The 14880-nt window shown below is 65.1% G+C and carries 9 protein-coding genes and 1 other annotated feature; of the genes, 5 read left to right on the top strand and 4 right to left on the bottom strand.

Annotated features, from left to right (window positions below; genetic code table 11):
• Window positions 1-25: 25 nt before the first annotated feature.
• Window positions 26-3787, bottom strand: coding sequence for a cobalamin biosynthesis protein CobN (locus VM99_24850; protein AKK01130.1), 3762 nt, complete (start codon window positions 3785-3787; stop codon window positions 26-28).
• Between the two features lie 3 nt (window positions 3788-3790).
• Window positions 3791-4855, bottom strand: a complete 1065-nt coding sequence (locus VM99_24855) for a cobalamin biosynthesis protein CobW (protein ID AKK01131.1) — start codon at window positions 4853-4855, stop codon at window positions 3791-3793.
• 522 nt (window positions 4856-5377) lie between these two features.
• Window positions 5378-5600, top strand: a binding site (cobalamin riboswitch).
• A gap of 104 nt (window positions 5601-5704) precedes the next feature.
• Here VM99_24855 and VM99_24860 point away from each other — a divergent pair.
• From VM99_24860 to VM99_24875, 4 genes are all read left to right on the top strand, one after another.
• Window positions 5705-5893: a cobalt transporter gene (locus VM99_24860; protein ID AKK01132.1), complete on the top strand. Its 189-nt coding sequence runs from the start codon at window positions 5705-5707 to the stop codon at window positions 5891-5893.
• 11 nt (window positions 5894-5904) lie between these two features.
• Window positions 5905-6600 (top strand): cobalt transporter, encoded by a 696-nt coding sequence (locus VM99_24865; protein ID AKK01133.1) that lies wholly within the window; start codon window positions 5905-5907, stop codon window positions 6598-6600.
• Entirely contained in the window at window positions 6597-7016 is a 420-nt protein-coding gene (locus VM99_24870; protein AKK01134.1) for a cobalamin biosynthesis protein CobE, read from the top strand. The genes VM99_24865 and VM99_24870 overlap by 4 nt, the downstream gene beginning before the upstream one ends.
• Before the next feature lie 75 nt (window positions 7017-7091).
• Entirely contained in the window at window positions 7092-7838 is a 747-nt protein-coding gene (locus VM99_24875) for a precorrin-4 C11-methyltransferase (GenBank protein ID AKK01135.1), read from the top strand.
• A 180-nt stretch (window positions 7839-8018) separates the two neighbouring features.
• On the opposite strand, the gene VM99_24880 is transcribed toward VM99_24875, so the two are convergent.
• A complete protein-coding gene (locus VM99_24880) occupies window positions 8019-8603 on the bottom strand; it encodes an amino acid ABC transporter substrate-binding protein (protein ID AKK01136.1) in 585 nt (194 codons plus the stop codon).
• 115 nt (window positions 8604-8718) lie between these two features.
• Complete coding sequence (locus VM99_24885; GenBank protein AKK01137.1) at window positions 8719-11010, bottom strand: peptidylprolyl isomerase; 2292 nt, start codon at window positions 11008-11010, stop codon at window positions 8719-8721.
• Between the two features lie 154 nt (window positions 11011-11164).
• On the opposite strand from VM99_24885, the gene VM99_24890 reads away from it, so the two are divergent.
• On the top strand, window positions 11165-14875 hold the full coding sequence (locus VM99_24890) for a methionine synthase (GenBank protein AKK01138.1): 3711 nt from the start codon (window positions 11165-11167) through the stop codon (window positions 14873-14875).
• Window positions 14876-14880: the final 5 nt, after the last annotated feature.

The following is a 14880-nucleotide window of genomic DNA, read 5'->3' on the forward strand; positions in this document are numbered from 1 at the left end:
CAAGCTCCCTCGCCACAAGTGCACCTCAGCCATCTTCTTCAATGTCCAACAGCAAATTCTCCAACGCCTCGCGGTAGTCGCCCGGCGCCTGCCACATGCCCCGCTGTTGCGCTTCGAGCATGCGTTCGGTCATGTCGCGCAGGGCATCGGGGTTGTGCTGGCGGACAAACGCCCGGGTGTCCGGGTCGAGCAGGTAGGCGTCGGCCAGCAACGCGTACTGATGGTCGTCGATCAGTTGCGTGGTGGCGTCGAAGGCGAACAGATTGTCCACCGTCGCCGCCAGCTCGAACGCGCCCTTGTAGCCGTGGCGCTTGACCCCGTCGATCCACTTCGGGTTGGCCGCCCGGGACCGGATGACGCGGTTGAGCTCCTCCTTCAGGGTGCGGATCCGCGGCAGGTCCGGCTGGCTGTGATCGCCATGGTAACTGGCCGCCGCATCACCACTGAGGGTCTCGACCGCCGCCAGCATGCCGCCCTGGAACTGGTAGTAATCGTTGGAATCGAGCAGGTCGTGCTCGCGGTTGTCCTGGTTCTGCAACACCGCCTGCACTTGGCTCAAGCGCCGGGAGAACTGCTCCCGGGCGGCAGTGCCTTCATCGCTGGCGCCGTAGGCGTAACCGCCCCAGTTCAGGTACACCTCGGCCAGATCCTCGCGGCTCTGCCACAAGCGCCCGTCAATCGCGCCCTGCACGCCCGCGCCATAGGCGCCCGGCTTGGCGCCGAAGATCCGCCAGCCAGCCTGCCGGGTCGCCGCCTCTGCCGTCAGGCCCGACGCCAGCAAGCTGTCACGCTCGCTGCGCACCTTGGCGGCCAGGGGGTTCATGTCGGCCGGTTCATCGAGGCCCGCGACCGCTTGAACCGCCGCATCGAACAGGCGAATCAGGTTGGCGAAGGCATCGCGGAAGAATCCGGAGACTCGCAGCGTCACATCGACCCGAGGCCGGTCCAGCAGGCTCAGCGGCAAGATCTCGAAATCGTCCACTCGCTGGCTGCCGGTGGCCCAGACCGGGCGCACGCCCATCAACGCCATGGCCTGGGCGATGTCGTCGCCACCGGTGCGCATGGTCGCGGTGCCCCACACCGACAGGCCGAGCTGGCGCAAGTGATCGCCGTGATCCTGCAAGTGCCGTTCGAGCATCAGGTTGGCCGATTGGAACCCGATGCGCCACGCCGTGGTGGTGGGCAGGTTGCGCACGTCCACCGAGAAAAAGTTACGCCCGGTGGGCAGCACGTCCAGGCGGCCGCGACTCGGCGCACCGCTGGGGCCGGCCGGCACGAAGCGCCCGCCCAAGGCATCGAGCAGGCCGCGCATTTCCGCCGGGCCGCAGGCGTCCAAGCGCGGGGCAACGACGGCGCGCAGGTTCTCGATGATGCTGCGCACCGTTTCCCAGCCCGGTGCCTCCAGCCACAGGACGTCGCCTGCCAGCGCTTGCTCGATCAAGCGCGCCGCGAACAGCTCCAGGCGCTCGCGCGTATCGCCGGCGGTGCGCCAGGGTTCGGCACTGACCTGCTGCAACGCCTCGGGACAAGGGCCGGCCCAGGGGTCGGCCAAGGCGCAATCCAGCGGATCGAAGCCCAGTTCAAAGGCGTTCGACAGCGCCCGCAACAGGCTCGACTGTGCACCCTTGCCGTCGCCGCGGGGAATGCGCAGCAACGCCAGCAACGTGTCGATGCGCAGCCGTCCGCTGGGCGACTCGCCAAAGACGTGCAGGCCATCGCGGATCTGCGACTCCTTCAGGTCGCACAGGTAGGTGTCCAGGCGCGGCAGCCAGACCGCCGCGTCGGCGTCAGCCTCCAGTTGCAGTTCGCGGTCGATGTGGGTTTCGCGCACCAGGTTCAGGATGTCCCGCTGCAATTCCCGGGCGCGGCGCGGATCGAGCAGTTGCGCCTCGTAGTATTCGTCGGCCAGCCGCTCGAGGTCGCGCAGCGGCCCGTAGGTTTCGGCGCGGGTCAGCGGCGGCATCAGGTGGTCGATGATCACCGCCTGGGTCCGGCGCTTGGCCTGGGCGCCCTCGCCCGGGTCGTTGACGATGAACGGATAGATATTCGGCAGCGGGCCCAACAGCGCGTCCGGCCAGCAGCTTTCCGACAAACCGACGCCCTTGCCCGGCAGCCATTCGAGGTTGCCGTGCTTGCCGACATGGATCACCGCGTGGGCGCCGTAGGTGTGGCGCAACCAGAAATAGAACGCCAGGTAGCCGTGGGGCGGCACCAGGTCCGGGTCATGGTAGACCGCACTCGGGTCGACCTGATAGCCCCGCGCCGGCTGAATGCCGACAAACGTCAGGCCCAGGCGCAGGCCGGCGATCATCAGGCGCCCGTCGCGGAACATCGGATCCTGCTCGGGCGCCCCCCAGCGCGCCAGCACCGCCTGGCGATTGGCGTCAGGCAGTGCGTCGAACAGCGCCTGGTAAGCCTCGACGGCCAGGCTCTGGTGACACGGCCGCAGGTCGAGGCTGTCCAGGTCGTTGCTGACCCCGCCGAGCAACTGCTGGATCAGCGCGGTGCCGCTCGCCGGCAGTTCGGCCGGCAGCGGGTAACCCTCGGTGTGCAGGGCCCGCAGGATATTCAACGCGGCGGCCGGGGTGTCCAGGCCCACGCCGTTGCCGATGCGGCCATCCCGGGTCGGGTAATTGGCCAGCACCAACGCCACCCGTTTCTCTCCGTTGGGCAACCGCGCCAGGGCGGTCCAGCGTCGAGCCAGTTGCGCAACGAAATCCATCCGCTCGGGCACGGCCCGGTAGCAGACCACATCGCTCTGGCTGCGCTCGCTGCGCCAGGCCAGGTCCTTGAAACTGATGGGCCGGCTGATGATTCGCCCGTCCAGCTCCGGCAAGGCAATGTGCATCGCCAAGTCCCGCGGCCCCAGGCCTTGTTCGCTGGCACGCCAGCCGGGTTCGTTGTCCTGAGCGCAGATCGCCTGGATCACCGGAATGTCGCGGCGAAACGGCCGCAAGTGAGGGGCTTCCGGACTGGATTGGGCGAACCCGGTGGTGTTGAGGATCACCCCCGCCTCGACCTCATCCAGCCAATCCTCGACCTGCGCCAGGCAGGCCGGCTCCTTGAGGCTTGCGACGGCCATGGGCAACGGGTTGAGCCCCGCTGCTTGCAGGCGCTGGCAGAATACGTCGATGAAGGCGGTGTTCGCCGCTTGCAGGTGCGAGCGATAAAACAGCAGGGCCGCTACCGGCTGGCCGGCCTGCCAATCGGCTTGCCAATCGCCAAGGCCGGCGTTGGTCTTTTGCGGATGATAGATCGCCGTGCGCGGCAGGGCCTGCGGTTCGTCCCACGGGTAATCGCGACCGAACCATTGGCTGGCTAGGTTATAGAACAGATTCAGGGCATTGCCCAGGCCACCCTGGCGCAAGAACTGCCAGAGCCGGTCGCGCCCCTCGAAGGGCACGTTGCTGAGGTCACTCAGCTCCGGGTCAGGCCGATCGTCACCCGGCACCAGGATCAACGTCACCCCGCGCCCAGCCAATTCCATCAGCCGTTCAATGCCGTAGCGCCAATAGCCGATGCCGCCGTGCAGCGACAGCAGGATGACCTTGGCGTGGCGCAGCACGTCGTCGAAATACAGGTCTACCGAGGCGTGGTTCTGCACCTGCATCGGGTTGGCAAGGCGAAACGGCGGGTAGTCGTCCGGCAACTGCCGCGCCGCTTCGGCCAGCAGCGCCAGGCTGGAGTCGCCGCTGCACAGGATCACCAGCTCGGCGGGGGTTTGCCCCAGGTCGGCAATGTTGTCATCCGCTACAAAGCCGCCCGGCTGGGTCCTGAGCAGGTGCATGGCTTAGACGCTGAGGGCCGCGCGCAACTGCGCTTCGAGCAGACCGGCGTCCAGCGCCTGGCCGATCAGCACCAGGCGGGTGACTCGCGCTTCATCGGCGCCCCACTGGCGATCGAAATGCTTGTCGAAACGCGTGCCGACACCCTGGACCAGCAAGCGCATCGGCTTGTTCGGGATGGCCGCGAAACCCTTGACCCGCAGCACGCCATGTTGCACCACCAGTTGAGTGAGCGCGTCCAGCAACAGGCTCTCGTCAGCCTGGGGCAGTTCGATGGAGATGGAGTCGAAAGCGTCGTGATCATGGTCATCTTCGTCGCCATCATGGTGATGGTCGTGATGGCTGTGGCGAGCGTCGATGTGTTCTTCGGAGCCGGCGCCCAGGCCGATCAACACGTCCAGTGGCAGGCGGCCGCTGCTGGCTTCGATGACCTTGACCGCCGGCGGCAATTCCTCGGCCACTTCCAGGCGGACTTTCGCCAGGTCTTCGGGGCTGATCAAGTCGGCCTTGTTGAGGATGACCAGGTCGGCGCTCGCCAGTTGATCGGCGAACAGTTCGTGCAGCGGCGATTCGTGGTCCAGGTTCGGATCGAGTTTGCGCATGGCGTCCACCTGGTCGGGGAACGCAGCGAAAGTGCCAGCCGCCACGGCAGGGCTGTCGACCACGGTGATGACCGCGTCGACGGTGCAGGCGCTGCGGATTTCCGGCCACTGGAAAGCCTGGACCAACGGCTTGGGCAAGGCCAGGCCGGAGGTTTCGATGAGGATGTGGTCGAGGTCGCCACGCCGGGCCACCAACTCACGCATCACCGGGAAGAACTCTTCCTGCACCGTGCAGCACAGGCAGCCGTTGGCCAGCTCGTAGATGCGGCCGTTGGCTTCTTCTTCGGTGCAACCGATGGAGCACTGCTTGAGGATCTCACCGTCGATGCCCAGTTCGCCGAACTCGTTGACGATCACCGCGATGCGGCGACCCTGGGCGTTGTCGAGCATGTGCCGCAGCAACGTGGTTTTACCCGAGCCGAGAAAACCGGTGACGATGGTGACGGGGAGTTTGGCCAGTGTTTTCATCGGATGCCCTTTGGCAAGGTGGCGGGCAAACGGGACGACAACCGCAGGCACTGGCGTGCGCGGAAGATTTCGCCACCGGATCACCCCGCCCGGTTGTAGTGAGAATCTGTCTCGAGGCAGGTCTCCTGGCTGACGGCGGGGCCGGCCCGGCTTTGACAAAGCCTGGGCAGGCAATTCCTGCGCCTTCCCGTGCACATGCACAGTGGCCCGGCAGGAACGTCACCGTTCACAGTTGCGGGGGCAGCCGCGGCTTGGACCGCGTTCCCTTCTTAGCTTCGGCGCGAACCGAAGAACCTCGAAGGCGCAAGGCTACGCAGGGTGTGCAGGCGGGTCAATCTCCGCAAGTAAGCTCTGCGGTGTCCTTGCTACCGCCATCGCGAGCAAGCTCGCTCCCACATTGGATCTGCATAGGTCTTGAATTTTGGGCCCGACGCAAATCCTTGTGTGGGAGCGAGCTTGCTCGCGATTGGGCAGCGCAGCGGCCCTCTCCCCGCATTGACGCCCCGCCCCCGCCCATGCTCTCCTGTGCGCCTAGTTACGGGTGCCCTTCACAGGGTGAAACGGGAAACCGGTGAATCGTGTGCTTTACTTCAAGGCCACGTCAGTCCGGTGCTGCCCCCGCAACGGTAAGCGAGCGAAGCGTCTTAACCACTGTGCCCATGGCATGGGAAGGTGACGCTTGCCGGCATGGCCCAGCCCCTGCCCCTCGCGAGCCCGGAGACCGGCCCATGACTCAAGCATCAACAAACCCGCGGTGGGCGGGCGCTGTTCGAACCCTGGCGGTCTGCGCCCGGGTTTTCATTGCGCTCGATTTACCCACTGGACGAGACAAGAACAGAGGGAAGCGCCATGTCGACCATCAGCAGCACCGTTCGTACCGCCAGCAGCACCACCACCCTGAGCCAGCGCCTGAGCGCGGCGATCCTCGCCTCGATCCTGGGTGCCGGGCTGGTCTATTTCGCCGGGTTCTCCCACATCGAAGCGGTGCACAACGCTGCCCACGACACCCGCCACAGCGCCGCCTTTCCGTGCCATTGAGACCTGACGACATGATCAAGCGTATCGCCCAGACCGCCGGTTTCAGTGGACTGCTGGCCGCCCTGCTGCTGACCCTCCTGCAAAGTTTCTGGGTATCGCCGCTGATTCTCCAGGCCGAGACCTATGAAAAAGCCCCCGCGGCCGAAGTCCACGAGCACGCGGCCGGGGTCGCCCATACCCATGACGCCGAAGCCTGGGAGCCGGAAGACGGCTGGCAGCGCGTGCTGTCCACCACGGGGGGCAACCTGGTGGTAGCGGTGGGCTTTGCGCTGATGCTGGCCGGCTTGTACACCTTGCGCGCACCGACCCGCACCGCCCAGGGCCTGCTCTGGGGGCTGGCCGGCTATGCCACGTTCGTCCTGGCTCCGACCCTCGGCTTGCCGCCGGAGTTGCCCGGCACGGCGGCGGCTGACCTGGCCCAGCGGCAGATGTGGTGGATCGGCACCGCCGCCTCCACCGCCGTGGGCATCGCCCTGATCGCCTTCGGCCGGCACTGGCTGCTCAAGCTGCTGGGCGTGGCAACCCTGCTGGTGCCCCACGTCATTGGCGCACCGCAACCGGAGGTCCATTCGATGCTGGCACCCGAAGCCCTTGAAACCCAGTTCAAGATCGCCTCGCAGCTGACCAACGTGGCGTTCTGGCTGGCCCTGGGCCTGATCAGCGCCTGGCTGTTCCGCCGTGACGGTCAAGCCCACCACGAGGCATGAACAGCCGCTCTTCCCAGGCTGCGCCGACCCTGGTGATCGGCCTGGGCTGCCAGCGTGGTTGTCCGACCAGCGCGTTGCGCGCCTTGCTGGAGCAAACCCTGCAAGCCCACGGCATCGACCTTGATCGCGTGCAGGCCCTGGCCAGTATCGACCTCAAGCAGAACGAAGCGGGCCTGCTGGAGCTGGCCGAGCATCTGGCGCTGCCGCTGGTGTGCTTCAGTGCCGAGCAGTTGGCCGGTTATCAGGACCGTCTCAGCCACCGCTCCGACATTGCCTTCGAACGGACCGGCTGCTACGGCATCGCCGAAAGCGCCGCCCTGGCCCTGGCCGACCGCTGGGGCACGGCACCGGCCACGCTGCTGATTACCCGCCAGCGAGGCCTCAAGAGCACGCTGGCCTTGGCGGTCGTGGCGTAAATCCCGATAATCCACGCCCAGGATCATGAGCGATCTTCATCCAAGCGCCACTCACCTACCCTGCAGGAGCCGGTCATGACCGTTTACTTCATCGGCGCCGGCCCCGGCGACCCGGAACTCATCACCGTCAAGGGCCAGCGGCTGATCCGCAGCTGCGCCGTGATCATCTACGCCGGCTCCCTGGTACCGGCCGCCGTGCTGGAAGGCCACCGCGCCCAGCAGGTGATCAACAGCGCCGAGTTGCACCTCGAACAGATCATCGAATTGATCAGGGCGGCCCACCTCAAGGGCCAGGATGTCGCCCGGGTGCACTCCGGGGACCCGAGCCTGTACGGCGCCATCGGCGAGCAGATTCGCTGCCTGCGGGCGTTGGAGATTCCGTTCGAGATCATTCCGGGCGTTACCGCAACGTCCGCCTGCGCCGCCCTGCTGGGCGCCGAGCTGACCCTGCCGGACGTGTCCCAGAGCGTCATCCTGACCCGTTACGCCGACAAGACCGCCATGCCCGCCGGGGAGGAACTGGGCAGCCTGGCGCAACACGGCGCAACCCTGGCGGTTCACCTGGGGGTCAATCATCTGGAAAAAATCGTGGCTGAACTGCTGCCGCACTACGGCGCGGATTGCCCGGTCGCCGTGATCCACCGGGCCACCTGGCCGGATCAGGATTGGGCCGTGGGCACGCTGGCAGACATCGCTGCAAAGGTCCAGGCCAAGGGCTTTCGCCGCACGGCGCTGATCCTGGTGGGACGGGTGCTGGGCAATGATGTGTTCAGCGAGTCATCGCTGTACCGCGCCGGGCATGCGCACCTCTACAGGCCCTGAGCCGTCAGCCGGATCGACCCGAATCCCTGTGGGAGCGGGCTTGCTCGCGAAAACGGTGTATCAGGTGGCTGACGTGCTGTATGTACCGCCGCCTTCGCGAGCAAGCTCGCTCCCACAGGACTCACCGCAATCCTTGTGGGAGCGAGCTTGCTCGCGAAGCGGTAGCCCAGCCTGCGCCAATCAGTAGTAGGCGTTCTCTTTCTGGGTGTGGTCGGTCACGTCGCGCACGCCCTTGAGCTCAGGGATGCGCTCGAGCAGGGTGCGCTCGATGCCTTCCTTCAGGGTCACGTCGGCCTGGCCGCAGCCTTGGCAGCCGCCGCCGAACTGGAGCACGGCGATGCCGTCTTCCACCACGTCGATCAGCGACACCTGGCCGCCGTGGCTGGCCAGCCCCGGGTTGATTTCGGTTTGCAGGTAGTAGTTGATGCGCTCGTTGATCGGGCTGTCGGCATTGACCATCGGCACCTTGGCGTTAGGCGCCTTGATGGTCAGCTGGCCGCCCATGCGGTCGGTGGCGTAGTCGACCACGGCATCATCGAGAAACGCTTCGCTGAACGAATCGATGTAGGCGGTGAAGCTCTTGAGCCCCAGCGCGGTGTCTTCGGGTTTCTCTTCCCCAGGCTTGCAGTAGGCAATGCAGGTTTCAGCGTACTGAGTGCCGGGCTGGGTGATGAAGATACGGATCCCGATCCCCGGGGTGTTCTGCTTGGACAGCAGGTCGGCCAGGTAATCGTGGGCGGCATCGGTAATGGTTATGGCGGTCATGGAAACTCCTCGCAGGCTTGCCGGCAGTTTACGCCAATCATCGCGCCGGACAAAGTCCCAGTATTTTTGTCAGGAAAGCAGCCGGCGACACGATCCGCGAAGCCGGCCGTTCCCCTCAGAGGTTCTGGTAGCGGTTCATGTCCAGCACACCGGCTTCCAACGGCTCCGTCTCATGGATGTACTGGCTCAGGTCGTGGAAGTAGAACCAGAACTGCGGGTGACTGCGGCGAATCCCCCAGCGCTCGACAATCCGCTCGAACGCCGGCTCGTCCTGGGCGCTTTCCATGGCGTCGACGAACGCCGGCACCTGCCCGGCCGGGATGTTGAAGATAAAGTTCGGGTAGCTGCTGAGCACCCCCGGGTACACCGTCAAGGTGTCCAGGCCGGGTTGGTAACGCAGTTCCTCGCCCAGCAGGAACGCCACGTTGCTGTGGGCCCGGTTGCGCATCAGGCTGTAGACCTCACGGTGGCCGCCAGGGGTTTCGACCCGCAACAGGGTCGCTTCGGGCAGTTGATTGATGACGCTGAGCCCCGCCGCCGGGCGTGACACCAGGCGGCTGAGGGCCTGTTCGGCGTTCTGCAGGGCCGGATCGATGTTCGGCCGCGAGCAATAGGCGCCTTCGCAGCGGTTGATCGGGTCGGGCCGCGCGTTCAGTTCGCCATAACGGGCCAGCAACTGCCGGGTGAAGTCACGCATCGGGTCGTGTTCATCGAGCTTGAGCGCGGTCGGCTTGTCATCGTCGATGGCCTCGTAATCGAGCCACATCTTGAACTTGCCCCCGGACTGGTACCAGTCGTCAAGATAGGCTTCGCGGGAATCGGCCGGCATCAGGCGCAGGAAGTTCTGCTCGGCGCCGTTGCGGATCAGGTCGAAGTACAGCCGGGTCTGGGCCTGGTGGGACACATTGCCGAACACATCGAAGTTCACCGCCAACTGGTAATAGGTGCGCTCCAGCAGCGGGAAATCGAACAGCCACATCGTCTGCGGCACGTCGCCGATCAGGCCCTTGGTCACCGAGGCACTGTCGAAATGCCGGAAGATGCTCAACAGCGCATTGTCATTACCGGCCCACAACGTCGACCAACTCGGCGGCGGCAACTCGGCGTAGTTGTCGCGGCGCAACGCTTCGTACGCGTTGCGCTTGTCGCGGTAGTCGCGCCACAGGCTCAGGACGCTGCCGACGTCGTCATTCTGTCCCGGCATCGCCAGCAACGGCGTGGCCTGGCCGCGATAGTTCGGGTCGGTGATGTACAGGTCATGCTCGGGGGCCTGGAACAGCGCCCAGAAATTGTCGCGGATCACATCCGTGGCGATCTGACCCCGGCACACCGGCCCACGGATGAAGGTGCGCACGAAGTACTCGGCATTATCGAGCATGAACTGGTAGCGCGCCTGGGCCGGGATCGCCTCGAAGGTGGAGAACGGATTGGCCCGGCGCTCCGGCCCATAACCTGGCAATGCGCTGACCTGCCACTTGCCGCTGTAGAACAGGCTCTTGATCCGCGCCATCTTGGCCGGGCTCAAGCCATAGGTGATGTGGGTCTTGTGCACGATCACCCCCTGCACCGGCCACAGCCGGTAATAGATGCGGGTGCCGGGATCGTCGTTCGGGCGGCGGGTGTTGATCAGGTCGATGGGCTGGCCGGTGGGCGTGCGTGAACGCACCCACTGGAAGAAATGCCCCGGCTCGCCGTCCTTGAAATAGATGTGCGCCAGAAACCAGTGCTCGAACAACCAGCGCCCCACCAGGCTTTCCCGGGCGCCAGGCGCATTGAGCAGGTTCTCCCACTGCACCACCTGCAAGGCCTCGGCAGCACTCGGAGCCAGGGCCTGCTGGTCGATGGGCGCACCGGCCGCCAGCCAGCGCTGCAACGTCTGGTACTGCTGGTCGGTCAGACCGGTGACGGCCAGGGGCATGCCTTCGCGCGGATGTGCGGCGGCATACTCGTCGAATTGCCCCGGCACCGCGCAACTGTTGTCGCGGTTGAGCCCGAGCACGATGTCTTCGGGCAGCTTGGCGTTGGGCGTCAGCGGCGTGCGGTGGCCCAGTTCCAGCATCCGCGCCATCAACGCCGCCTGGCTGCCCTGGGCATCGAGCACCGAATAGAACCCCTTGCGCTGCCAGGCCCGTTGGCCGGACGCGTCATAGAACAACCGGGTCGGCTCCGCCGCCACTCGCCGCTCACCGTCATACACCGACAGTTTGCTCGCGCCCCGGGCCACGCCTTCGCCGCTGCCCAGGTTCAACTGGCAGGCGGAGTCGTAGCAGGCGTGGCAGGCCACGCATTTCTCCGTGAAGATCGGCTGGATGTCGCGCGTATAGGAAAGTGCCGGGACGGGATCCCCGGCCACTGCAATGAAAGACCACAGCAGCAACAGACTGCCGACGAAAACCCGGTACGGCATGTCGCGGATCCTGAAAGAAAGTCCGGCGATTCTACCGGGCCAGCACTCCCTTGCAAACATGAGCGAGATTCATGCAAAAGGCACCTGCGATCAAATACCGTACAGGTTTGCTATCATCCCGGCTTTCGTCATCGTCATTTTTCCAGGTAGTCCTATGTCTGATCGCAGCGCTCGCCTTTATCTTCTCCAGCAAGCCCTCAAGGAACGCATCCTGATCCTCGACGGTGGCATGGGCACGATGATCCAGAGCTATAAGCTGGAAGAGCAGGACTACCGCGGCAAGCGTTTCGCCGACTGGCCGAGCGACGTCAAGGGCAACAACGACCTGCTGGTGCTGAGTCGCCCCGACGTGATCGGCGCCATCGAAAAAGCCTACCTGGATGCCGGTGCCGACATCCTGGAGACCAACACCTTCAACGCCACCCAGGTGTCCCAGGCCGACTACGGCATGCAGGGCCTGGCCTATGAGCTGAACGTGGAAGGCGCGCGCCTGGCCCGTCAGGTGGCCGACGCCAAGACCCTGGAAACCCCGGACAAGCCACGCTTCGTCGCCGGCGTGCTCGGCCCGACCAGCCGTACCTGCTCGCTCTCACCAGACGTGAACAACCCCGGCTACCGCAATGTGACCTTCGATGAACTGGTGGAAAACTACACCGAGGCCACCCGGGGCCTGATCGAAGGCGGCGCCGACCTGATCCTGATCGAGACCATCTTCGACACGTTGAACGCCAAGGCGGCGATTTTCGCCGTACAAGGGGTTTATGAAGAGCTGGGCGTCGAGCTGCCGATCATGATCTCCGGCACCATCACCGACGCCTCCGGCCGCACCCTCTCCGGCCAGACCACCGAAGCCTTCTGGAACTCCGTGGCCCACGCCAAGCCGATCTCCGTGGGCCTGAACTGCGCCCTTGGTGCCCGCGAGCTGCGGCCTTACCTCGAAGAGCTGTCGAACAAGGCCAACACCCATGTCTCGGCGCACCCGAACGCCGGCCTGCCCAACGAATTCGGCGAATACGACGAACTGCCGGCCGAAACCGCCAAGGTCATCGAGGAGTTCGCCCAGAGCGGCTTCCTGAACATCGTCGGCGGCTGCTGCGGCACCACGCCGGCGCACATCGAAGCCATCGCCAAGGCCGTGGCCGGTTATGCCCCGCGACAGATTCCGGAGATTCCACGGGCCTGCCGCCTGTCGGGCCTGGAACCGTTCACCATCGACCGCAACTCGCTGTTCGTCAACGTGGGCGAGCGGACCAACATCACCGGCTCCGCCAAGTTCGCCCGGCTGATCCGCGAAGACAACTACACCGAAGCCCTCGAAGTGGCCCTGCAACAGGTCGAGGCCGGCGCCCAGGTGATCGACATCAACATGGACGAGGGCATGCTCGACTCGAAGAAGGCCATGGTGACCTTCCTCAACCTGATCGCCGGCGAACCGGACATCTCCCGCGTGCCGATCATGATCGACTCCTCGAAGTGGGACGTGATCGAAGCCGGCCTCAAGTGCATCCAGGGCAAGGGCATCGTCAACTCCATCAGCATGAAGGAAGGCGTCGAGCAGTTCATCCACCACGCCAAGCTGTGCAAGCGCTACGGCGCCGCCGTGGTGGTAATGGCCTTCGACGAAGCCGGCCAGGCCGACACCGAGGCGCGCAAGAAGGAAATCTGCAAGCGTTCCTACGACATCCTGGTCAATGAAGTGGGCTTCCCACCGGAAGACATCATCTTCGACCCGAACATCTTCGCCGTGGCCACCGGCATCGAAGAGCACAACAACTATGCCGTGGATTTCATCAACGCCTGCGCCTACATTCGCGACGAGTTGCCCTACGCGCTGACCTCCGGCGGCGTGTCCAACGTGTCCTTCTCGTTCCGCGGCAACAACCCGGTGCGCGAGGCGATTCACTCGGTGTTCCTGCTGTATGCGATCCGCGCGGGCCTGACCATGGGCATCGTCAACGCCGGCCAGCTGGAGATCTACGACCAGATCCCGGTGGAGCTGCGCGACGCCGTCGAAGACGTGATCCTCAACCGCACGCCCGAGGGCACCGACGCCCTGCTCGCCATCGCCGACAAGTACAAGGGCGATGGCAGCGTCAAGGAAGCGGAAACCGAAGAGTGGCGCGGCTGGGAGGTCAACAAGCGCCTGGAACATGCGCTGGTCAAGGGCATCACCACCCACATCGTCGAAGACACCGAAGAATCGCGACTGTCCTTCGCCCGCCCGATCGAAGTCATCGAAGGCCCGCTGATGGCTGGCATGAACATCGTTGGCGACCTGTTCGGCGCCGGCAAGATGTTCCTGCCCCAGGTGGTCAAGTCGGCGCGGGTGATGAAACAGGCCGTGGCCCACCTGATCCCGTTCATCGAAGCGGAAAAAGGCGACAAGCCGGAAGCCAAGGGCAAGATCCTGATGGCCACGGTCAAGGGCGACGTCCATGACATCGGCAAGAACATCGTCGGCGTGGTCCTCGGTTGCAACGGCTACGACATCGTCGACTTGGGCGTGATGGTGCCGGCGGAAAAGATCCTGCAGGTGGCCAAGGACGAGAAGTGCGACATCATCGGCCTGTCCGGCCTGATCACCCCCTCGCTGGATGAAATGGTGCACGTGGCCCGCGAGATGCAGCGCCAGGATTTCCACCTGCCGTTGATGATCGGTGGCGCCACCACCTCCAAGGCCCACACCGCGGTGAAGATCGAGCCCAAGTACAGCAACGATGCGGTGATCTACGTCACCGACGCCTCCCGCGCCGTAGGCGTTGCCACGCAGTTGCTGTCCAAGGAGCTGAAGGCGGGGTTCGTCGAGAAGACCCGCCAGGACTACATGGACGTGCGCGAGCGCACCGCCAACCGAAGCGCCCGCACCGAGCGCCTGAGCTACAGCGCCGCCATCGCCAAGAAGCCGCAGTTCGACTGGAGCAGCTACCAACCGGTCAAGCCGACGTTCACGGGCGCCAAGGTGCTGGACAACATCGACCTGAACGTCCTGGCCGAATACATCGACTGGACGCCGTTTTTCATCTCCTGGGACCTGGCCGGCAAATTCCCGCGCATCCTCACCGACGAAGTGGTCGGGGAAGCCGCCACCGCGCTGTACGCCGATGCCCAGGCCATGTTGCGCAAGCTGATCGACGAAAAGCTCATCAGCGCCCGCGCCGTGTTCGGCTTCTGGCCGGCCAACCAGGTGCATGACGACGACCTGGAAGTCTACGGCGATGACGGCAAGCCACTGGCTCGCCTGCATCACCTGCGCCAGCAGATCATCAAGACCGACGGCAAGCCGAACTTCTCCCTGGCCGACTTCGTCGCCCCCAAGGACAGCGGCGTGACCGACTACGTGGGCGGCTTCATCACCACCGCCGGCATCGGCGCCGAGGAAGTGGCCAAGGCCTACCAGGACGCTGGCGACGACTACAACTCGATCATGGTCAAGGCTTTGGCCGACCGCCTGGCCGAGGCCTGCGCCGAATGGCTGCACCAGCAGGTGCGCAAGGAACACTGGGGTTATGCCAAGGACGAAAGCCTGGACAACGAGGCACTGATCAAGGAGCAATACAGCGGTATCCGCCCTGCTCCCGGCTACCCGGCCTGCCCGGACCACACCGAGAAAGCCACCCTGTTCCGCCTGCTCGACCCCGAGGCCAGCGAACTCAAGGCTGGACGCAGCGGCGTGTTTCTCACCGAACACTACGCCATGTTCCCGGCGGCGGCCGTCAGCGGCTGGTACTTCGCCCATCCGCAGGCGCAATACTTCGCCGTGGGCAAGATCGACAAGGACCAGGTCCAGAGCTACACCGGCCGCAAGGGCCAGGACCTGAGCGTGACCGAGCGCTGGCTGGCGCCGAACCTGGGCTATGACAACTGAGTGAA

The sequence above is a fragment of the Pseudomonas chlororaphis genome (genome assembly GCA_001023535.1).
GTDB lineage: Bacteria > Pseudomonadota > Gammaproteobacteria > Pseudomonadales > Pseudomonadaceae > Aquipseudomonas > Aquipseudomonas chlororaphis_E.

What these genes read in the sequence shown, in the direction of transcription:
- VM99_24885 (AKK01137.1), bottom strand. Translation starts at nt 11,010, where the DNA reads ATGCCGTACCGGGTTTTCGTCGGCAGTCTGTTGCTGCTGTGGTCTTTC.
- VM99_24865 (AKK01133.1), top strand. Translation starts at nt 5,905, where the DNA reads ATGATCAAGCGTATCGCCCAGACCGCCGGTTTCAGTGGACTGCTGGCC.
- VM99_24860 (AKK01132.1), top strand. Translation starts at nt 5,705, where the DNA reads ATGTCGACCATCAGCAGCACCGTTCGTACCGCCAGCAGCACCACCACC.
- VM99_24890 (AKK01138.1), top strand. Translation starts at nt 11,165, where the DNA reads ATGTCTGATCGCAGCGCTCGCCTTTATCTTCTCCAGCAAGCCCTCAAG.
- VM99_24875 (AKK01135.1), top strand. Translation starts at nt 7,092, where the DNA reads ATGACCGTTTACTTCATCGGCGCCGGCCCCGGCGACCCGGAACTCATC.
- VM99_24855 (AKK01131.1), bottom strand. Translation starts at nt 4,855, where the DNA reads ATGAAAACACTGGCCAAACTCCCCGTCACCATCGTCACCGGTTTTCTC.
- VM99_24850 (AKK01130.1), bottom strand. Translation starts at nt 3,787, where the DNA reads ATGCACCTGCTCAGGACCCAGCCGGGCGGCTTTGTAGCGGATGACAAC.
- VM99_24880 (AKK01136.1), bottom strand. Translation starts at nt 8,603, where the DNA reads ATGACCGCCATAACCATTACCGATGCCGCCCACGATTACCTGGCCGAC.
- VM99_24870 (AKK01134.1), top strand. Translation starts at nt 6,597, where the DNA reads ATGAACAGCCGCTCTTCCCAGGCTGCGCCGACCCTGGTGATCGGCCTG.